This window comes from Lactobacillus sp. ESL0791 (assembly GCF_029433255.1).
GTDB lineage: Bacteria > Bacillota > Bacilli > Lactobacillales > Lactobacillaceae > Lactobacillus.
On the sequence record NZ_JAQTHU010000001.1, the window covers coordinates 2150134 to 2173650 of the forward strand.

At 40.0% G+C, this 23517-nt stretch carries 11 protein-coding genes; 5 read left to right on the plus strand and 6 right to left on the minus strand.

Annotated features, from left to right (window positions below):
- The first annotated feature begins 39 nt into the window (after positions 1–39).
- Together PT285_RS10215 and PT285_RS10220 are read left to right on the plus strand one after the other, a co-directional pair.
- Positions 40–705, plus strand: a complete 666-nt coding sequence (locus PT285_RS10215) for a Fic family protein (RefSeq protein ID WP_277150269.1) — start codon at positions 40–42, stop codon at positions 703–705.
- Positions 706–1073: 368 nt separating this feature from the next.
- Positions 1074–2309: an ISL3 family transposase gene (locus PT285_RS10220; RefSeq protein WP_277150271.1), complete on the plus strand. Its 1236-nt coding sequence runs from the start codon at positions 1074–1076 to the stop codon at positions 2307–2309.
- Positions 2310–2368: 59 nt separating this feature from the next.
- Here the strand turns inward: PT285_RS10220 and PT285_RS10225 are convergent, their stop codons facing one another.
- From PT285_RS10225 to PT285_RS10240, 4 genes are all read right to left on the minus strand, one after another.
- Positions 2369–4462 (minus strand): ATP-dependent Clp protease ATP-binding subunit, encoded by a 2094-nt coding sequence (locus tag PT285_RS10225; RefSeq protein WP_277150272.1) that lies wholly within the window; start codon positions 4460–4462, stop codon positions 2369–2371.
- Between the two features lie 208 nt (positions 4463–4670).
- Positions 4671–7202, minus strand: coding sequence for an AAA family ATPase (locus PT285_RS10230; protein WP_277150273.1), 2532 nt, complete (start codon positions 7200–7202; stop codon positions 4671–4673).
- Between the two features lie 3 nt (positions 7203–7205).
- On the minus strand, positions 7206–8072 hold the full coding sequence (locus PT285_RS10235) for an alpha/beta hydrolase (RefSeq protein WP_277150695.1): 867 nt from the start codon (positions 8070–8072) through the stop codon (positions 7206–7208).
- Positions 8056–9378: a PTS sugar transporter subunit IIC gene (locus PT285_RS10240; protein ID WP_277150697.1), complete on the minus strand. Its 1323-nt coding sequence runs from the start codon at positions 9376–9378 to the stop codon at positions 8056–8058. Before PT285_RS10240 ends, PT285_RS10235 begins: the two co-directional genes overlap by 17 nt.
- Positions 9379–9592: 214 nt before the next feature.
- Here PT285_RS10240 and PT285_RS10245 point away from each other — a divergent pair, with 214 nt between their 5' ends.
- The 3 genes from PT285_RS10245 to PT285_RS10255 are packed head-to-tail and all read left to right on the plus strand — an operon-like array spanning position 9593 to position 10520.
- Complete coding sequence (locus tag PT285_RS10245) at positions 9593–9955, plus strand: type II toxin-antitoxin system RelE/ParE family toxin (protein ID WP_277150274.1); 363 nt, start codon at positions 9593–9595, stop codon at positions 9953–9955.
- Between the two features lie 18 nt (positions 9956–9973).
- Positions 9974–10249: a helix-turn-helix domain-containing protein gene (locus tag PT285_RS10250; RefSeq protein ID WP_277150275.1), complete on the plus strand. Its 276-nt coding sequence runs from the start codon at positions 9974–9976 to the stop codon at positions 10247–10249.
- 31 nt (positions 10250–10280) lie between these two features.
- Positions 10281–10520 (plus strand): hypothetical protein, encoded by a 240-nt coding sequence (locus tag PT285_RS10255; RefSeq protein WP_277150276.1) that lies wholly within the window; start codon positions 10281–10283, stop codon positions 10518–10520.
- Between the two features lie 96 nt (positions 10521–10616).
- On the opposite strand, the gene PT285_RS10260 is transcribed toward PT285_RS10255, so the two are convergent.
- Entirely contained in the window at positions 10617–16067 is a 5451-nt protein-coding gene (locus tag PT285_RS10260; protein WP_277150277.1) for a BspA family leucine-rich repeat surface protein, read from the minus strand.
- Positions 16068–16089: 22 nt separating this feature from the next.
- Positions 16090–23082: a BspA family leucine-rich repeat surface protein gene (locus PT285_RS10265; protein ID WP_277150278.1), complete on the minus strand. Its 6993-nt coding sequence runs from the start codon at positions 23080–23082 to the stop codon at positions 16090–16092.
- Between the last annotated feature and the right edge of the window lie 435 nt (positions 23083–23517).

A 23517-nucleotide genomic window follows, 5' to 3' on the forward strand; every position in this document is an offset into this window, starting at 1 on the left:
CATGACGGTATGGAGTTTGAATAGAGAAGTAGAAATTATATGAAGGATAAATTTCACTTAGCACTCAATGAAAATCGCAGATTTGCAAAAATCAATTTAACTAAATTAGTTTATATTAGTTCACGTTTTGAAGGCTTGACTGCTACACTAGCGCAAACACAAATGATCATTGATGGTCTGAATGTTGATGATATATCAATTAATGATATTAATGTAATTGTGCAGTTAAAACACGGTTGGCTATATGCAATTAACCAAACTACTCCTTTAGATTTAACTTTTGAAAAAGAAATAAACAAAATCGTTGCCCATGATACTGCCGCCTACCCTGGCTTTTTAAGAAATGGTAGTGGCGGTGTAGAAACCTATCGTGGTGAATATACACCACCGTTAGTTGACGAAACCAAAGAAGAAAGTTATTTGCATAGGCTGCTTACTAGCAAACAATCAGCAACCGAGCAGGCATTAACTTTGATGTATCACAATATGCGCCAACAAATGTTTTATGACGGCAACAAACGTACAGCGTTCATTTCAGCTAATAAACTAATGATTGATCATGGTATTGGACTAATTAATGTCCCCCTGGAGCAATGGCCAGTTTGGCAAAAGAAAATTGCCGATTTCTACTTTTCTAATGACATGGCGGACCTTAAAAATTGGACTTATCAAAACTGTATTGCTGGCTCAGTATACTGTATATAATCTATTGTATACAGTAGATTGTAGGCGCAAGAAACATTATGCTAAATGAATGATCTTGTTTTGTGATAAAAGATTTAAGATAAATTTTTTATCACAAATCTTTTATTTTAAATCATTTAAAAATTTATCATTATTCCATTTTTAAACAATCGAAATCATAACGACATAGAATTAGATTAACAATTAAATAAAACAACAAAATTTTAAAGTGTCTGGGAAAAAAACTAGCTTCTTGGACAAAAAAATATAGATCAAGAATTTCTTTTTGGAAAAACTTGATCTATTTTTTTGCCGTTTTTGCTTTAAAAAGAGGCCTTAGCCTCCACTTAAATTTCCTAATACCACTTAAAAAGATTGGAGCTTTGACTATGACCTCTCTCAATAATTCTATTAAATTTTTACTCGATATTAAAGACCCTAACATTATTTTTTCTGATTTTTATTTGGCTAAGGATCAATTAACCAAGATATTAGTGGCTAAACTGCTGTCTTCTTTAAAGCAGTGCCCTAATTGCCATAGTTCGCTTGCTCCTTATGGCGGCTTTAATTCTAATCTCAGCTATCCTTCTTATGATGCCTCTAGGCCTATTAAGATTAAGCTTTATAAGCAAAGAATGATTTGTAATAATTGCCAGCATACTTTCCAAGCAACTAGCTCTTTGGTTAATAAACATTGCTTTATTGCCAATCCTAGCAAGCAGAAAATTATTCAAGAATTAACCACTGATCGTTCAATGAAGGATATTGCCAAGGCTAACAATGTTTCCGACCATACTGTTTTGCGAGAACTCACTAAGTTCAAGCATCAGTCGCAAATGTGCGACTATGAATACTTACCAAAACACCTAGGAGTCGATGAATTTCGTGGGGTAAAAGGAGAATTGCACTTTATTTGTATTGATGGTGACAGTCACCGCATTATTAAAATCTTAGAAAGCCGGCGTAAAAAGGACATTAAAAATTATTTTATGAAATTTCCTTTGCTAGTTAGAAGACAAGTTAAGACCATTACCATGGATCTCAATGCTTATTATCAAGATCTTGCTCGGGTACTCTTTCCCAATGCGCAAATTATTATTGATCGCTTTCATCTCGTTCAGATGCTTAATCGTTCCTTTAACCAGCTGCGAGTCCAAACCATGAAACAGTATGAACATAGCGACAGCCGTTACAAACTGCTCAAGTATTACTGGAAGTTTTATTTAAAGCCGGTAGCTGATTTAAAAGGCAATAAACTCAAGTACTATCACCATCTCAAAAGGATGTCTAATCAAGCTTTTATCGTAGATGAGGGACTTGATTGTTCGCCCAAGCTGAGAAACACCTATAATTTCCTGCAAGGCTTTAGTAAAGCATTGAGAACAAAGGATGTGGGACAAATGTTGAAATTACTAGACTGCAAAGAAGATTTAGGTACACAAATGAAGATTACGGTTAAAACCTTCAAACACAATCGCACAGCCGTTCTAAACGCCGCAAGATTTAAGTATGCCAATAGTTGTGTTGAGGGAACTAACCGCAAGATTAAGCAAGATTGCTTAAAGCATTTAAAATCAAATATTATTTTTCATCAACAGCACTTGACGGAGAGCCAAAAAGAATAGGAATCACAAATTGAAAATTCCTATTCTTTATTATTTTTACTTAAAACTTATTAACAGACTTATTTCTTTTTGTCAGCATCTTTTTTCTCATCGGCTTTAGGGGCAATATCCAAAATCGGCTTGTCATTCAGATACAGGTGCTCCTTATCTGCCGTGAACTTGACTTCCTTAGTTTCCGGTTCAGCAACAATCAATTTGGCAGCCGGTGTTTGCAGGTCTTGTTCAACCACCCTTCTAAGCGGACGGGCACCGAACTCCTTGTCGTAGCCCTTTTCTGCCAAGAATTCCTTGGCTTCAGGGGCAACTTCCAGCTTAACCTCTTTCTTAGCCAAAACCTCGGTCATCTTCTTCAGATAGATATCGATAATCTTACCCATATCTTCCTTAGTTAAAGAGTTGAACGGAACAATCGCATCCAGACGGTTCAGAAATTCCGGCCTGAAGTAAACTTCCAAGGCCTTGATCAAGGCATCATGGTCAACCTTGCCGTTTTTAAGCAGCTTGTCGGAATAACCGGCATTCGAAGTCATGATTAAAATCGTATCCTTGAAGGAAACGGTCCGACCTTGTGCATCAGTTAAACGCCCGTCATCCATTATCTGCAAAAGAGCGTTGAAGACTTGCGGGTTAGCTTTTTCAATTTCATCCAGCAAAATCAGGCTATAAGGCTGGTGGCGTACTTTTTCCGTTAATTGGCCGCCTTCGCCATAGCCAACGTAACCAGGAGCGGAGCCGATCAACTTGTTGACCGCCATTTCATCCTGATATTCAGACATGTCCAAGCGGATTAAGTGGTTTTCACCACCAAACAGTTGAATTGCCAATTGTTTAGCCAGCTCGGTTTTACCAACACCGGTTGGTCCGGTAAGCAGGAATGAACCCGTTGGCCGGTTATTATCCTTGAAGACTTCTTTACGGGCAATGGCATCGGTAATAACGTCGATCGCCTGATCCTGGTCAATTACAACACTCTTCAATTTCTTGGCCAAATTCAGGTTCTTTTGTGAAGCATCGGCATGCAGTTCACTCATCGGAATCTTGGTCTTTTGCTCAATTAAGGCATAGATATCCTTGCCGGTAACAACTGGTGCTGTTGCATCATTGGCATTCTTCAAGTCATCTTTCAGCTGACCAATTTGTTTTTTGAGCTCGGCTGCCTTATCATAATCTTCTTTTTTGGCAGCTTCATCCTTTTCTTTTTGCAGAGAACTGATCTGCTTTTTGAGACTGCTTTCGTCATGCGGTGCAGCCGTCAGAGACTTTTTGGCACCAGCTTCATCAATCAGGTCAATGGCCTTATCCGGCAGATAGCGGCCCTGAATATATCTTTGCGACAATTCAACAGCCAGTTTAAGGGCAGCATCATCGTACTTTACATGGTGGAATTCCTCATACTTCGGCTTCAAACCCTGCAAAATTTTAACCGTCACTTCAGTTGACGGTTCAGGAACCTGAACAGGCTGGAAACGCCGGGCAAGGGCCGGATCCTTTTCAATCCTCTGATACTCGCTGGTTGTCGTTGCCCCGATTAACTTTAATTCACCGCTGGCAAGGGCCGGCTTTAAAATATTAGCGGCATCACCGTTATTATTCTCGGAATCGGTTGAACCAGCACCGACAATGTTATGCAACTCATCAATGAAGAGCACAATATTCGGGTCTTTCTTAGCCTTGTCAATAATATCCTTTAGGCGTTCTTCAAAGCTGCCCCGCAGACTGGAACCGGCAACCATATCGTTAATATTAACCGCAATAATATGGACGTTTTTCATCTTAGCCGGAACATCGCCCTTAGCAATTTTTTCGGCTAAGCCTTCAACGACCGCAGTTTTACCAACACCAGCAGGTCCGATTAAAACCGGATTGTTCTTCTTCCGTCTGCTCAGAATCTCAATCATGTTTTCAATTTGTTCATCACGGCCGATCACCGGGTCAAACTTATTTTTCTTGGCCTGCTCAACCAAATCAACACCAATCGGCTTTTCTTTTTTCGGTTGCGGCTGACGATTCGGATCCATATTCTGCGGCGTAAAATTCATGCTGCCGGAATAATGAATCGGAATTGCATTGTCCGAATCCTTACCACCATCATTAAAGAAAGAATTGTTCAGTTCATTAAATAAATTATCAAAATCATTGTCAAAGTATGCCATTTGCAAACACTCCCTGTTTTTTATTTTTAGCACTCTAATAATTAGAGTGCTAATTTCTATACTTCTAGTATAACAGGTTATCCACATTGCACAAAATAATATGCTTGACTTTTTCCACATTTTTTATTTTTTGTGAATTATAGTCTTATATATTATACAAAGCTTAACTTTATCGTATTTACATAATTCACAATCTTTTTTTAAAAAACTATTTTTGATATAAATTCATGTGTTTACGCAAATATTTAGCCGTTAAGCTCGCTGAATTTTGACAGATATCCACAGGCCTGCCCGCAGCGACAATTCGGCCGCCGTTTTGGCCGCCGCGGGGCCCCATGTCAATCATGTAATCACTATTGGCCATAATATCCAGGTCATGCGTGATCGTGATAATTGTAGCTCCCTGTCGCAATAATTTTTCCAAAACCTTGAGCAAGGTCCGGACATCATGCGGGTGAAGACCAACCGTCGGTTCGTCAAAAACAAATAAACTGCCCGTCTGGCTACGGTGCAGATGGCTGGTCAATTTCAGCCTTTGGGCTTCGCCCCCAGATAGTGCGGGCGTAGCCTCACCCAGGTGCAGGTAGCCTAGACCCATGTCATGCAGAGTTTGGATCGTTTTCAAAATTGCCGGCTCGTGGTTAAACAGCTTGTCGTTAAGAGCACCATCGATTGAATAAGCAAGTACATCCGCAATACTCAAGCCCTGCCACTTAACCCGCAAAACCTTCTGGTTGAACCGGTGACCGCCACAGACAGAACAGGTTTCAACCATATCCGGCAGGTACTGAATATCTAGGGAAATCGTTCCAGTGCCACCGCATGCGGGACAAGCACCCTCCTTATTGTTATAAGAAAAATATGTGGAGGTATATTTTAGTTTTTTAGCAAGCGGCTGCCGGGCAAAGAGCTTGCGCAGCTGGGTCATGATATCAGTGTAAGTTGTAACGGTTGAACGCTGGTTCTTGCCTACCGGAGTCGCGTCAACACTAATCACATTTTTAATGCCGCCAGCGGTCAAATCTTGCACCCAGTCTGGTCCTGCTTTCTTGGTGTTAGCTGCTTTGAGGGCCGGCAGAAGCGCATCAAGGATTAAGCTTGTCTTACCCGCACCAGAAAAGCCGGTAACTGCCGTCAAGCGCCCTAGCGGAATCTGCGTATGAACATCGTGCAGATTAAAATGATCGCTCACGGTAAAGGCAATTTTTCCATTTGCAAAAACTGTTTTCTTGTCAACCTGCGGTCGCACATGCAGTTGGGCTTGGCCAGTTAAATACGGGCCAATATTGGAAGCCGCGCTTTTCTCAACCTCTGCCGGCGGTCCCTGTGCGATAATTTCACCGCCGCTGCTGCCAGAACCCGGACCAATTTCAACAAGCCAATCGGCTGCGGCAATGATCGCTGTCTCATGATCAACCACCACCAGCGAATTACCCTGATTGACCAATTCATGAAAAATATCAATCAAGCCCGCAACATTATCCGGATGCAGCCCCACAGAAGGTTCATCCAGAACATAAAGTACGCCGGTTGTTTCCGTGCGCAGGGTGCGGCCCAGCTGAATCCGCTGCAATTCACCGGTTGACAGCGTGCTGGCCTGCCGATCCAGGGTTAAATAATCAAGTCCCAGCTTGAGCAGCGGCTTAACTTGATGCAGCAACTCACCCGTTAGGTTAGCTGCTAAATCCTGCATCTCGTCCGGCAAGCTTTCCCGAATTTTCTGCATATATGGTTCAAGCTCACCCAAGGACAAATGACCAGCAGCTACAATATTTTTCCCGGCAACTTCCTGACACCAACGGCTGGGATCAATCCGCGCCCCCTGGCAGCGCGGGCAGGTACTAAACTTATAAAAAGTATTGATGCGGGAAAGTCCTCGCTCCGACTTGGTTGTTTTGCGCGAATTAGCCACGGCATTATAGGCGTTTTCGTATAGGGCATTCAGATGATAAACCCGTCCCGTTGCTGTCGGGATATCCACCGGAATTTTTTCTTCCTTGCCGTGTAAGACTATCTCTTTTTCCTTAGTCGTCAATTCGCGGTAGGGAATATCCGTTCTTACTCCAAGTTCACGAGCAATCCGCCACATCCAGTTGCGTCCGGGAATCTGCCAAGTGGCAACCGCTCCCTGCTCCAGCGATAGATTTTCATCGGCAATAATTTTGTTGTCATCAATTTGCTCAACCACGCCAAGCCCCTGACACTTTTTACAAGCCCCATCCGAATTAAAAGCAAAGTCTTCAGCACTAAAAGCATAAAACTGCTGACCGCACACGGGACAAGTCAGGCGGCCCATGGCCTCTCCCACTAGGTCCATACTTTGTGCAATCTTAATTGTTGGCGCCAGCCGGTGCCCGTTAGGACAGACAACCGAACCTAATCGTGAAAAAAGCAGCCGCATGACATTGAAAATCTCGGTAACCGTGCCGACAGTAGAGCGTACGCCGGGAACGGTCGGCCGCTGCCGCAAGGCTAACGCCGAGGGAATATGCTTGACCTCATCCACCTCAGCACGGCCCACCTGGCTGATGCGCCGCCGAGTATAGGTAGCAAGCGAATCAAGGTAGCGCCGGGCACCTTCTGCATATAAAATACCCATTGCAAGTGACGACTTCCCCGAGCCACTCAGTCCCGAGATGGCCACAAAGCGGTGCAGGGGAATTTTAACGTTGATATTCTTTAAATTATTGACCCGGCCGCCGATTACTTCAATCCATTTTGGTTCTTTTTGATATTTCATTGATTATCGCGTCCCCTTTTTCTTATCACGAAAACGTTTCGGCTGTTCGCGTTTAAGCAAATATTGTCGAATCAGCTGCACCACTTGCTTATTCTGCGGCAGGTCGGAATGATCCGCCTCTTTGCCGGTCACGGTCATTGCTGTATAATTCTTGACCTGATTTTGAAAAACATACTTGCCAGCGGCCACGCTGGATTCGGGAACGATGCCGTCAGACTCATAATTTTTACCGCCAGACAAGGAATAGACTACCAGATCCTTAGGAATCCGGCTGCGGTATTTAACAAAGCTTTCAAGCATCTGTGTCCGATTACTAGTGTTTTTTTCACTAAAATTATACGGTGTTCCCAATGTCATCAAACGCTTCATCGTAATTTCATCCGCATAATCGGCATAATAGTGCTCCAGCCAGTAGGTCCAAATCAGTCCGCCGTTGGAATGACCAAAGGCCTTAAAATTGTTGAACTTATAGTTCTTCGTCAGTGAAGCAAAGGCCAGATCAAGCCAGGCAGCCTGCTTTTTGATATTGGCGTAACCGTCCTTATTGTTCTTGAAACCAATAATAATGAAGGGCTCCTCATCGTTCTTATTAATTTCGCCGCTGTAAGAAAGCTTCCCCGCGGTTGAAACATTTACCTTCAGCACGCTGTGCTTCATAAGTGTTGCCCGGTTAAGCTGCGCAATCAACTGGTTGAAACGTTCAGTCGTTGCGCTGGACCCCGGCACCATGATCACCGGCGACAGCGGCGACTTGCTCCGCTCCGCCCGTGCACGATTAGAGTTTTTCATCCAAAAAAAGCTGGGAACAGCTAGCAAAACAAGAAGCGCAATTAATAGCAGCAGCCATTTAAAATTAGTTTTCTTCCGCATCATGCTCATCCTTTCTCTCCTCGCGCAAAGTGGCTTCAACTTTTTCACTAATTTTGACTATTGGCAGCAGTAGCAGCAAATCCAGGAAAAACAGCAAGACAGAAAAAAGCAGTGCGACCAAATTACCATTCGTAGCAAAAAAGGACAAGAGGATGCCCGGCGTCCCCTTTAAAACGGGATACACACAAGCCGGAATCAGGTGAACAGCAATCGCTCCCGCCGCTAAAGCAACATTAACCAGCGGTACAAATAAAACAGGCAGCAGGAACAGCGGATCCAGAATCAGTGGCAGACCAATTGTAAAGCCTAAAATAGAATTAAATGTAACCGGCAGCAGGTTAATCTTAGCAATGGCTTCCACCTCGTCATGCCTTTTACGCAGAAGGATTACCACCAGCACAGCCAAGACGATACTGGTGCCACCCATTGTTCCGTAGGTATTGATCAGTGATCCGCCCAAAAATTTATAGGGGACATTCCACGAAGAATCGCTGTGCAAAGCTGCGGTCAAATTGTTGGCCGTAAAATTATTGTTAATCGGTTCGGCTAAAGCACTCAAGGGATAACCAATACCCAGCCAGCTCAAGAAACTCAATAAAAGCTGCAGAGGTAAAATTTCGGCCACATTATTGCTTGTTTGCACTTTAGCAATAAGGAGGCGAAAATCTGCGGCTGTCGGTACCCTAAGCCCCAGTTCATAAATTGCAATTCCGCAAATAATTCCAAGTATCAGGGAAAGCAGCATGGGCAGGAGTGCATTCCATGATCTTACCTGCACCCGTCTCACGTGTTCATACTTGACCATGACATATTTTTTGCCGAAGAAACGAAAAATCTGCCCCACGACATAACCCACAATCAAGGAAAGCAGCAGGTCATTAATCTGCAGCAGGTTAGAGGAAAAAGGAATTTTTTGTCTAGCAGAATTACCCACACTGCTAGCATAAGCACAAAATAAAATCACAATCACGCTGCTGGCACCCGCCATTGTGGCATCCCGCTGGTATAACCGAGCTGTGTACCGGGCCATGAAGTAAGCAGTATAAACGCTAAAAACGCCAAAGGTTGCTTCCACCACTCCCTGACAGACAAATGCCCCGGCATACCAGAGATGGTCGGGAATGATTTTATCAAGATTAAAAATATTGTAAATAATTCCGTCTGGGGAAAAAAGAATGCCATGTAAAAGATTAAAATATGATCCAATCACTGCCAACGGCATCAGCATTACCAGTGTCCGCTGGGCAGCCCGCAGAAAAGTCCGTCGCCGCAGCCAGAGTATAATTTTTGTCAGATAATCAATCATTGCCAGCATCCCTTTTGTTTTAATTAATGGTTCAATTATACAATGACTTGAATGAGCTCTACAGTTTAATAGTTTAAACATTTTTACGCAGCTGATGAAATTGATTCAGTCGGATCTTTTACCATGAAATAATTCATAGTTTCCATTTAAAATAATAAATTTGCTATAATAGTTATGGGTTATTATAATATACCAAGAGGAAAGGAGATTATCCGTGAACCAGAAGATATCCTTTGAATTTTATGATCAAGAAGAATTTCGAGAATTTCTTGATAGTCTTCCTAGTGCTGATGCCGCTTCATTAGACAGTTTACTAATAAAAATAGAGGCAATCGGCGTTAACGATAGCATTAAATTAAAATGGGTAAAGAAAATTATTGGAGAAGACAACTTATATGAAGTTCGTTCAAAAAGGGGATCTAATATCCAAAGGGCATTATACTTTCATAAGATCAATAATCAGTATGTAATTACAAACTATTTCACCAAAAAGTCGCAAAAAATTTCCCGAAAAGAAATTTTAAAAGCAAAAAGCAGAAGACGATTATACAATAATAAACTTAATCATCAGTCTTAAAATATTAAGAGGTACATTATGAGTTTTTTAGAAGATTATGCAAATGAACGCAGCAAACGCGATCCTGAATTCAAAAAAGAATTCAATAAAGCAAATGAACGTTTAGATACAGCTTTATTATTGATGAAATTTAGAGAGAAAGAAGGACTAAGCCAAAGGGAATTAGCAAAAAAGGCAAATGTTTCAAAATCGACAATTACCAAAATTGAAACAGGTCAAATGAATCCTACTTTTAAATTAATGTCAAAAATAGTAGAAGCGACAGGTCACAAGCTTAAATATCAAATCATATAATCAAAGAAAGTAATTATTGAAAGGATGCAAAATGATTAGGAAAAAAATTGAAATAAACGACGAGATTGAAAAATTAGCTGAAAAGTATGCAGATCTGACTAACAAAGACCTTAATGAAGTAATCAACGAAGCATTAAAATTCTATCTTGTTGAACAATTGGGTTCCCGCCAAGTCAAACGGGCACTTAAAGACAACGATTCGGAAAGCAATACTTCTAAAATCATTGACCAATTGCTAAACAGCAACTTCAACGACTTAAATAAATATTAAGCATACATAATTCAAAGTAAAAAGGCTTATTGCACTTAAACAATAAACCTTTTTTTCTAACTCAATATTACTAGTCACACTTGCTAAATAAGTTACTTATTTTAGCGCCTTGATCTTAATAAACTTCCCAAGACCAAGCGTGTAGTATTTATGATGTTTTATCTTAACAGCAGCACCATAAGTCTTAACCTTTGTGCCCTTATAAATAACCTGATCTTCAACGCGCTTGCCCGCATGATTGTAGACATAAGCTGTTTTAGCTATCTGACGTGTTTGTCCATCAATATTACCCGCCTTAACATATTGATTATCTTCTAGGTGGTAATACAGCTTGCCGTCGATCATCGTCATACCATAAGTCTTAACCTTAAGCCCGCGCTGCAAAACTCGATTAGTAACCCGGTTAGCATCTTGATTGTAGACATAAGCATTGTGCATTAAAATTGCTTCATCAAGTTTCGGTGACACCACCTGTATAGTTACCGGAACTGAAGCAAACGTGCCATCTTTGGTACGAACATTTACAAACGTCTTATAAGTACCTAGATGATCTGTTTTTGGCAGGCTATCGCGATCCCACGTATACTCAGAACCGGCTGGCATTGAATTTGCCTTAGTAACAGCGGCCTCAGCATACTCATGGTGAATTGTCAAATCTGTATACTGTGGTACTGATACTGAACCAGGTTTTAACACCGGTTTATTATCAACTGACTGCCTTGGCGCTTGGACAATATCTACTGTTACCGGAATCGTATCGGTAACTTCCGGCAGACCCCAATCGGTGTCTCCTGAATATTTTATTTTAAAACTGCCATATTGTCGGCTGCCAACCTGAGACGAATTAACCCCAGCAATTTGATCATCAACATCAGCACCCGTTGCCATAACTTCACCGTAATTAAGCAAAGCCTGCTTAATAACATCAGTTCCTAAACTTGAACCTTGAACAGCTTCAATTGGATTATTATTAACTTGAGCCTTAACTAACCTCAGAGGAATATCGGTAAAAGTCTGCTGCGAACCATCATCGCTATATGTCACAGTCAGAGCAACCGTATTGTCCATTGGCGTTGGCGTTAACGTGTATATTGGCTTTGAGTCTGATGGCAAAGAATCAATCGCATTGGTGTCAAGATAGTGGCTGACAACTTTCTTTACCTGCGCATCTTTAAGTTCCAAGCCTGCATTACCAACATAGGTCTGTTTGGGATTAGCATTTTGTTTCTTTTGTGCACCAACTAGCGTAATAGTAACATCAACAGGTGTAGTTGTTTCATCAGCAGTATATGTAACTATAATTGTTCCATGAATTTGCTTGCTGGTTGCATTGCCTAAACTGGCAGCCGTCAAATCAGGTGCAGTATTATCTTTCCAAGCAAGCTGATATTCTGAATGATTAATGTGTGCAGAGGTGCCTTTTTGAGTAACACTAACCAGCTTGTCTATATCAAGCCGCTGGTTGGGATGAACTATCTTTCCTTTAACTGCTTGACACTCATTAATCCCTGATTTAGTATCAATTATTAATTTAATCGGCAAATATTGGTGAGTATTATCCGAATAGGTAACTGCAATAGCTGCATCGATCGTGCCTGTTGTATCATTTAAATCCGACAAAGATAATTCCGCATGAATTGCATCATTCTTTACCCATTTACACCGGGCATCAACAAAATCATCCGGCAATTTCACCAAAATACCAGCAGCAGGTACCTCGCCTTTTAAGAAAGAGCCAGTATAACTTGACCCGGTTGGGGTAACTCCAGGTTTAGTAGCATCAATTTCCGCTTTTTCAACTTTAAATGTAGCATCAATAGGGGCACTCTGTGAACCGTCTTGATAAATAACAATCACTTTATGCGATTGCGTTGCGGCACCAGCACTATCAGGTTCATCACCCGCTTTCCAGATAATTCGTTTTACCTTAGTATGCGGCGTTGATACTGTAACTGAAGGAATTGAAGAAGTATCGGTCAACGTGAGCACATTATCAATAGCTTCAGGAGTAGTAATTACTGGAACACTGTGGCCACCAACAACTGAGTCGGCAGCATCAGTCGCATGAATTGTAATGCCCGTTAGTTTAATTAGCGGTGTATAGTTTTGACTGATGGCCGTTACCTTTAATTTTACGGGAACTACCTGTTTCTCGGTATCATCATGATAATCAATTATGACATAGGCATTGGGCTCAGTAGGGTTGACTGGCTGACTAATATCCGGGTTGACAAGGTCAATACCGTCCTTAGACCAGTTATATGTAGCCAAGGGGGCATTAGCAGTTATACTATTAACACTTCCCAAAGTTAACGTGTCCCTAGCAGTACTTGAAGATAACATATCCGTTTGGTTAATCCCCACTACATTCTGATGGCTGCCATCCAGCTCTCCACCATAAACAGTTACTGCAGCACCAGAAACTGATGCAGTTGAACCATCCTTATAAGTTATTTTAAGTTTAATATTGGATTGCGGTCCAAGGGGGGCGGTAGTTGGTGCGGCTGTGTTATCCCACTCAATCTTTTGGATAATATCAGATAAATCCGTTTGAACAATATGAAAATCTTTCGTCTCAACGTGAAGAAAGCTGCCCCAACTAGTAGGGTCTTTAAATTCACTTGGAACAAGAACTTCAGTTTGAACAGTTGGTGAAACGGCAGAAGTTGCAAGATGAGCTGTTAGCGGATGCGTTGGTGTTACAAAAGTTGTGTCATAAGTGTCAGCATAGTTTTTAACTGTTAGCAAATCATTTGCTGTTACTACTTCATAGCCATCATCAGGAGCAGTTGGCTGACCATAATTGATTTTAATACCAACATTAGGCACTGGACCATAACCGGTAGGATTACCATGAACATCAACATCACTGCCAAATACCCTGTCTGCAGTTAACGGAACCCACACAGGATTACCATGATCTAAAATAACATTACCATGCTCGTCTACTTTTTTAATTACCCATGAATAACTCAGACTCCATTTATCCTGCCACTTCTCAGGAGCAGAAATACCATCTACTTTTAGAGCGTTCTTAATTTTGGAATCACCTGGTACCTGCCCTTTTTGAGCATATTGCGTTGCAGTTGTCATTACAGGAAATTTCACATTAACCGGGATATACTTTTTTCTATTAACATTAGTATGCACACCATTGGCATCCGTATTGTCACCAAAGTCTACTTCAACTACTGCATTCCCTTGCTGACGATTGGCTGTATCAAGATTCTTTGGATTATCTGCAACTTTATATACAATATTATTATTATCATCATAGACAACATTACCATGTTCATCTTTTTTAACGACAACCACACCATCACCAGCTAAGTTGCCATGTGAATCCATTGAGTTACCATCTAACCACTTAGCACCTGTGTCCTTTGAAACTGTGGGAGTACCGGAAGTAAAGTAATCGTCTATTCCCTCCAGGTCAGTAATAGAATAATATGGACCTGAGGAAGAAATCTCCCCATCATAAAAAATCGGCCCTAAAATATCATTTATTCCATTCACGTTTTTAGTAATTGGCGTTAACTGCCCCTTGTGAGCATATATCTCTGGCGGATTTGCAGATGTTCTTATTCCATAACGTTCATCATCATGTTTATGTAAATACACAACATAAGTATTAGTGTCAGGCCCATTTGAATTCTTATAGAGTTCTTTCAATTTATTAAAAGTTATATAATTAGTTGTCCCAGAATTCGTAGTTACGCCGTCAATTGCCTTAGCTGATTTAATGTTCTGCGCTTTAAAGCTGCCCCATGCATCAGTGATTATTTTAAAGTTGCCTAATGTTAAATTCAAAGGAGCATCCGCAACATCGGCAGCACCAACAGCATCAAACATGCCAAACGTGCCAAGCATATTGTTATTTGGAATAAACTTTTGCGTCCCATCATTACTTTTACCCAAATTCAAAGTCGTTAACCTGCTATCACCCTGAAACATATAAGACATATTAACAACACTGCTAGTATCCCAGTTACTTAAGTTCAATGTTTCTAAACTACTGGCATTTCGAAACATGGCATCCATACGCTCAACCTTGCTGACGTTCCAATTATCTAAGACATCATTAGTAGCAAACTTTAAATTAGCAGCGCCATCAAACATGCTGGTCATTTTTTCAACTTTGCTAACATCCCAGCTTCCTATTCCATCAATACTTGCTAAGCTGCTATCATCCTGAAATATGAAAGACATATCCGTAACATTGTCAACCTTCCACTTATCACCAAACTTTATGGCAGCTAATTTACTATCACTATTAAATGCGCCTTGCATAGTAGTCACAGCGGAAGTATCCAAATTACTAATATCTAACTTTTTTAGTTTGAAAATCCCACCAAAAGCATATAGCATATCGCTAACCTTAAAATTCCATGAACTTAAATCTAGCCCATTATCTAAATTTCCTTCTTGAGAGGCAACTAACGAATTATCCTGCAGAAATATATGAGACATAGATATGTTATTGGTATTTTCGTTTGTATCCCAGTTTTCTATGTCTAAAACTTTCAGCTTAGGCAAGTTATAAAACATTTCAAACATATTAGAAAGGTTATCAACCTTCCAGCCATGAAGATTTAAGGAAGACAGCACACTTTTCTTATCGGTAGTTTGGTATGTAGTATTACTAAACATCCTCCGCATACTGGTAACCTGACTAACATCCCAACTATGAAGATCTAATCTCAACAATCCAGGGTCATTGGTAAACATAGAATCCATCTTTGTAACGTTACTAGTATATAGTCCATCAGCACCAATTATTTCTTTAAGCCCAGGCAGATTAGCAAACTTTTTAGTACAATTTTGCGGCAACTTGATTTGACCATGGCCTGTCCCGCCGACATCGGTGCTAACGTCAGTATTATCGAATTTAATAATTTTAATTGCATCCGGACTAATTCCTTCCTCACTTACTAGATCTACAATTGGAGTAGAAGAAAGCGTATTACCAGTATCAGCATCAGCAACAAAAGTCATCGTCCTAGATTCACTATTATATATCCAATCACATTGACCATCTTTATCTCTAATCTCTGATCTTGGCTCAACACCATCTTGGGCCTCAGCCTTGACAGGCTGTGCTGCATCTACCCCGGTTGAAGGAGCGGAAGCGCTGCTTGAGGCATTCGAACTGATTGCCTCACTTCCTGCAGAACTGCTTGTACTAGAAGTTGCTGCGGCACTTGATTCCGCACCACCGCTTGAAGCTGCACTTCCTTGACTAGCCTGCGAAGGTTGTGGCGCTTCCGGTTCGCTTCTTAAGAAAGAACACAAACCAGAATAGGTCGTTAAATTGGGCTGGTTTGCTTGCACCTGTTTTTTCTGCTTAGTTTTTTGTTCATTAACTGCAGTAGTGTTTGCTCCCATAACTGTGTCAGCTTTAGCTGTCTGGCTATTCACCTGCATAAAGCTGAAGCCAAGCAGAACAGAGGCCGTGCCGACCGTTAATTTACGCAAAGAAAAGCGTTCCTGTTTATCTTGTAAATGGGTTTTTCTTTGTCGCTCTTTTAGGTTATTTTTGCTTAACACTGTCTGTTACCTCCATAACACTCTATTTTAGTTTACTTGCTTTAACGTATTGATTATCACCAATAATGTAATACTTAACGCCTTTAATCTTGACGGTCTTGCCGTAAACCGAAACTTTTGTACCTTTACGCAATTGTTTCTTCGTCGCCTTGCCGTAACGATTAACTATCCTGGTCTTACCCGTTACATGACGCTTAGACGCATCAATATTACTTGCAAGCAGATATTCATCATTATCTAAAACGTAATATTGCTTGTGTTTGATCGTTGTTTTTCCGTAAGTGACAATCTCAGAGCCGGCCTTCAAGATGGCCTTGTTTTCACGTTTACCATTCTTATCATAGAAGTAAGCCGTGTGCATAACCGCTTTCTTCACACCACCAGAAGTATCAGTCTGCTCACGAACTGTTGGATCATTCCATCTATCGGCTGTTGGTGGGAAGTTAGATGCTTTAATATATTTGTTATTATCAGTAAGATAGTATTTTTCATTATCAATGGTGATAGGCGTTCCGTAGGTAATAACACTAGTGCCGGCATAGATTTCCCTGTCATCAGCCCGTTTGCCATACTTATCATACACATGCGCTGTTAACTGCAGTTTCCGCTTTGTTCCTTGAACATTATTAGCCTTAATATAGTATTTATCAGCCTGCACAATGTAATACAAACTGTTGTTGATTCGGGTCGTTCCATACGTTTTAATTGTCGAGCCTTTTTGCAAAGTTTGCTTATTAATCCGCTTACCCTGCTTATCATAAAGGTAAGCATTATGTTTGAGGACAACTTCACTTTCTGCCGGATCACCAACTTTAACCGTTACGGGAACAGAAGCTACTGAGCCATCTGGATAGTGCACCCTGATAAAAGTTTTACTAGTTTTATCCTTCTTTGTAGTATCAACTTCATTAGCCGTATCCCAAGTATAATTAGTACCTGCTGGCAGATCAGCAGCATTAGTAATAGCGTTGCCAGCATAATTATTATTGGCAGGCAAATCCGTATATTGCGGAACTTGAATCGGTTTAGTATTAGGCTTCAGGTTAGCTGCCATTGAATTGTCAACTGGCCGTTCAATGACCTTAACCGTTACCGGAATTGAATATCTACCATCAAAATGAGAAAATTCAGGATCACTATGAGTATAACAAATGCCGATCCGGCCTGATTGTGTGCCAACTTGGCTGCTATTAATTCCAGTTATATTATCATCTAAAGTTATTTCCGGATTACTCTTCAAATCACTATAATTAGTAAGCACCTGTTGCACTGTAATACTATAACCTTGATAAATTTCTGCTTGCTTCGTTTGGGGCCCAATAACTGTAAACGGCACGGCATTAAGAACCTGTTCAACATTAGTATGATCATTATAGTGAACTGTAATTGTTGCCCGATTATTGCTTAATTGCACAATATAACTTGGAACATAGCTAGTGATTAAACTGGCATTGACATAATAATTAACAATATCTGCTTGCTGGTCTGGTGACAGACTTGAACCATTCAGATAAACTGTCTTGGCCACATCACTATTCTTAATAACTGCTCCAACAACGGTTCCAGGTATTCTTACAGTGAGCTGTGTGCCATCACTAGTAAAGGTAATTTTGGCTAAAGCATTAATATTTTTGCTGCCACTGCTATTTAAGCCAGCAGCACTGGTGTCAGGCTTACTTGTCCAGGCTAAACTGTAAGCAGTGTTAGCAAGTCCATTAACACTAATGTGCCTACTTAAACTTGAATCATCAACAATAACCCCTATATGGGTGTTAAAATCATTGGTCCGAACTTCATTTTTATAGTATTCCGCATAAGTTTGCAGATTTAATTTCACCGGTAAGTATTGGTGAGTATTGTCCGAATAGGCAACTTCAATTGCTGCGTTCACAATTCCCTTAGTGTTATTTAAGTCAGTCAGTTCTTGGCGCGTAGCAGCATCAACCCACTTATAACTGGCATTGTAGCTACTTGGGGCTTTTTCACCTAAAGTAGAATTTGACATAAAAGCAGCAGCAGCAGGAACAGTTCCTTGCAAGTACGCTTGATTGGTAGCTAAAACTTGGGCGCCTTCAACCATAACGGGAACCTTAATGCGATCACTATGAGAACCATCAGTGTAATTAACTTGTAAATAACCGTCAGCCGGTTCACCGACAGCATTAATGTTACTAGTAGTGTGATCAGGAACACTATTATTTTCAGTTGACCAAGTAATGGTGCTAACAGCTGTCGGATCAGTTATGCCATTAAGATGTGCTCTAATGAAAGACATATCCAAAAGCGGTTTATTTGTATTATCATCTGTGGCATGAATATGCAGAGGATAAGCTTGATCATATGAAAGGTTATCCAAGGAAGCAGTGTTATTAAGCTTCAGTTTTACCGGCACTGCCTGCGTAGTACCATCACCATAATTGATAATGATATAAACATTTTGCGTACCAGCGGTTTCGGTATCAGCATCTTCAAAAGGAATGACGCTGCTGGCTGATTTTGACCAAGCAAATGTAGCTGCTGGATAGGCACTGGTCACAGTGCTTGCATTACTTAATGCAGCTTCAGCATTAGCCTCTGTTAATACCGTTGCAGCAGGACCAGTAGACACGCCAGTTGCAGTGCTAGCCGCACTATTACTTTTACCACCAATTACATTTACTTTCAGTTTGATAGAAGCACCGGTTGTATCATCCATATATTTGGCAACTATTTGGCAATTATCATTTAAACCAATAAACCCTGGGGCCACGTCACCAGTTGCCCACTCTAGATGATCAATAATGCCATTTAAGTTTTCAGTGGTAATATCGACGTTGGTGGCAGAATCTTTAGCTGTAATTAAATCGTCCATAGCACTATTATCGGTAACACCATTTTTATTCATGTTAAAGAAACCAACTGGTGGTGCTACACTAAATGTACTGCCATCGCCAACGGCATGTGTTGTTATCGAAGTAATACCATCTTGAAGCCGAATTGGATAGGCATCAGAATATTTTTTAACTTGCAAAGTAACTGGGATTAGCTCTGTAACACCATCATTATCGTAAGTTACTTTAACAGCCACATGATGATCACCGTAAGCAATCAAATCATCATTTACTAAAGGAGAACCATTTAGTTTAACCCAAGAATAACTTAAGGTTGATTTCCCCCAACTTGTCAGACCTGTTTCAGAAGCACTAGTTTTAACCGCTGCGGCCGCTTTTTCTTCACTCGGTACTGTTCTTTTAGCTGCAATCTGCGCTTTTCCTGCAGCAAACATTGGAAGTCTAATCTTCACTGGCACATTAGTTATAGTACCATCCCCAAAAGTCAACTTAATGACTGCATTACCTTTGTTGGTTCCCGGATTCGTCGGATCCGTAACTAAACTACCGTCACTATTAACAACACCACCGTCAGCAAGATTACCTTCTTGATTTATTTTTTTATCAGTCAACCATTCCGCCAATTCAAGTATTTTCTTATTAGGCCTAATATCATCTTGTTCGTCTTTAAGGGAATCATATGATTTTGTACCGTCAGCAGGAGGAAAAATTTCTGTATCAACAAATGAAAGAATATCTGCCATAGGATATTCAGCAGTTATTTTAGCTGCTTGGCCTTTGTGAACTTTAAGTGTAATAGCGTCCGGCGCAATTGAATCAACAGCTAGGTGAGTCGGCCCAACTGTGAAGCGCTCATTATCAGCTTTATGAGCATACATAATATAAGTTTCTGCCCCCGGACACATCGAAACTTCCTTATTATATACTGCTTTGAAACCATCTAAATCATAGGCAGTACCTTTAGGATTTTCTATAGTTCCGTCAGTACCTATTGCTCTAATATTATGCCATTTAAAGTTTGCACCCCACACATTATTATCTAACTTGTGGTGGCCCAATTTTAAAATAAATTTATCTATGCTAGCATCAGCGCCTATGCCATTAAACATATTATCCATATTACCAGAAGACGCCTTATTGGTATTAAAAGCACTCAAGGCTAATTTACTAAGCTTACCGGTATTGTTAAACATATTGGACATGTTAGTAACGTTAGGCGTTTCCCAATTTTGACCTAAAGTCAAAGTAATCAAGGCTGAATCGTTATTAAACATTGACTGCATATTTTGCACGCTACTAGTATCCCACCTACTTAAGTCTAGGCTGAGCAAACTGCTAGTATCGTTAAACATATATTGCATATCGGTAACCTGCGAAGTATTAAAATTGCTCACGGAGTTCAGGTCAGTCACCAAATTATCATTGTTAAACATATATGACATGTCTTTAACGTTTTCAGTATTCCAATTGGGACCCAAAGTTAATATTGTCAGGCTGCTGGCATTATTGAACATGTACTGCATACCAGGATGATAATTACTTGATGAAACAGCATTTCCTACACTCTCAGTATTCCATTTATGCAAATCTAAAGAAGTTATGCTGCTGGCACTATCAAACATATGCTGCATATCGGTAACCTGACTTGTGTCCCAATCAGTAACTGCTGGACTAGTTAAATTAGTATCACCGCTAAACATGTACTGCATGTTAGTTACTTGGCCTGTCTTCCAACCACCAACATTAAGACCAGTTAAAGCTGCATCACCATCAAACATATGCTGCATATCGGTAACCTGACTTGTGTCCCAATTAGTAACTACTAGGCTAGTCAAATTTCTACAGCCATTAAACATGTATGCCATATTTTCAGCATAACGTGTATTAAAGTTGCTAACATCAAATGCCGCCTTATGAGGGCCAGTTCCCGTACTAGTCAAGCTTTGACAATTATTAAACATGTACGACATGTCCTCAACAAATTTCGTGTCAAATTTATTATCACTTATATTAAGACCAAGATTATCTAATAGTAGATCATTGTTAAACATGTGCGACATATCACTAACAGCACTAGTGTTAAAATTATCAATACTTATTTTTTTCATACCGGTCATATCAGAGAACATGAACGACATATTTCCGACATTGTCAGTTTTAAAGTGTGTTCCATCCCCCAATGTTAAACTTTCTATACTGCTGTCACCCTCAAACATGTGCGACATATCGCTCACAAGATCGGTTTTAAAATTAGCTATACCTTTATTTTCTATCGAATTCGTAGTTAAGGCAGCGTCATATTGAAACATACTTTGCATATTAGTAACTTTGCTGGTATCCCAACCGCTTAAGTCTAAATTATTTAAACTGGAATTAACCGCATTTTTTTTATTAGCAAACATTGAACTCATATCGGTCACACGACTAGTATTCCAATGGTTACCATGAGCATCCGTATAAGTATGCAAATCTAAATTGTTTATTTCCGTAGTATTCTGAAACATACAACTCATGTTAGTTACAAGATCGGTATTCCACTTACCTATGCTCAAACTGGATAATTTAGAACAGTCCTTAAACAAGGATTGCATATTGGTTACTTTACTGGTATCCCAACTGCCTATGCTCAAACTGGTTAATCCTGAACAACCATTAAACATATTAACCATGCTATTTACATGGCTAGTATCCCAATTATCTATATCTAAGTTGCTCAACGTCTTACAGTCTTGAAACATACTGTACATGTTAGTTACTTTGCTGGTGTTCCAACTACCTATATCTAGGCTGCTCAATGCCTTACAGCCTTGAAACATACTGTACATGTTAGTTACTTTGCTGGTGTTCCAATTACCTATATCTAGGCTACGCAATGACCAGCAGCCTATAAACATGTCATACATGTTAGTTACACTACTAGTATTCCAATTTCTTCCAAAATCAATGCTGCTCAACACTAGATCCTGATAAAACATATTAGACATGTCACGTACGTTGCTAGTATCCCAATTGTCACCAAATTTTACACTATTCAGCTTACTGTTTTCAGTTAGATATGCCGTCGCAAACATGTTAGACATGTATTTTAATGAGCTACTTGTATGCCAACCGGATAAATCTAAATTAGTCAGATTAGCATCGAAGTTGAACATATTACTTATATTAACTAAAGCGGTAGCATCCAAATTACCAATACCCTGAATATCCGTTAATTTATTCAAATATGCAAATTTAAATGCACTATTTGCTGCTAACTTAATTGCATTTGCAGGCCCAGTGAAAGCTATCTTCGTAATACTGCTTGCAGAAACTCCTAAATTCTGAATTTGCTTAGATGAAAGCGTCCCGCGGCCCGTAAAAGTCATGGTGCCATTATCAAAGCTCCAGGCAACATCGCCATCAAATCCCGAATTATAGCGCAGTGAAATCCCGTCTTGAGCGCCAACCTCTTCTTTTGCTGCAGTATACCCCGCTAGCAGTGCAGTCAGATCATCCTGTGCCGCATTAATATCAGCCAGCAATTTTGTCTGATCAGCTTCTGGCAGATCCGCAATGTTTGGATCACGATACTTATTGATTGCTACCTGCGCTTTATTTACAGCATCCTGCAAAGCCTGCTGTTTTTCCGGTGTCTCATGTTGATATGTGTCAGAGCCGCTTGTTTCGTTAGCTTTTCCTAAGGTTGTACTTAAGCTAGCCGCTGCAGCATCCAGCTTCTGCTCTGCCTCAGCTTTCTTACTCTCATTTTCTTTTTCTTCTTGACTTAGAGCAGAAGCAGCAGATTCGCTTCCATCACTAGTCGGAACAGATTGAATCGTTTCAGTTCCATCACGCAAAAACGAACTTAAACCTGCAAAAGTTGACAATTTCATCTTAGTTGACCCATTTACTGTAGTCCCTGTCTGCTTTTGTTTATCACTAGCATGTACATTACTACCAGCAGATTCATTCGCAGCACCCTCGCTGCCAGAATTTGCTTCATTAGCCTTGCTACTTTGAATATTGTTATTTAATTCTTGCTCACCATCAGCAGCGCGAGCTACTTGGCTGTTAGCACCTAAAAATCCTAAGCTGATTAAGACGGATGCAGCGCCAATCGTTAATTTACGAATTGAAAAACGTTCTTTCTTAGTTTGTGGCTCCATCTTTTTTAAGCGCTCAGTAAAATTATTTTTGCTCAACATTTGGCCTCCTAATCATTCATGATTAATTATAAATATATACACATATTATAGTAAACCAAAATTTAAATTTTGTAAATATTGTTCTTAATAAAATCATAAATTATTTCCAATTATTCTAACCTACATACGAATTTTAATTATGTTGAAATTCCCATGCATTCAGACATATAAGTGCAACATCATATATACTTGAATATAAATGCTAATCTAATTTGTCAGATTATTTCTATTAAATTAAAATATATGGTAGACATTATTCGCATTATTCAATATTTGATAATTTGCATAATCAGCTATATTAAACGCACTTTGTATAAATAGTTTATTTTATTATAAATTATTTATAATGATATTCTTGAACGCTGGTTAAATTGGATTGTTAAAAATAAAATTAGATGAATTTATAATACCGGTAATTTTAAGAAGCGCACACGA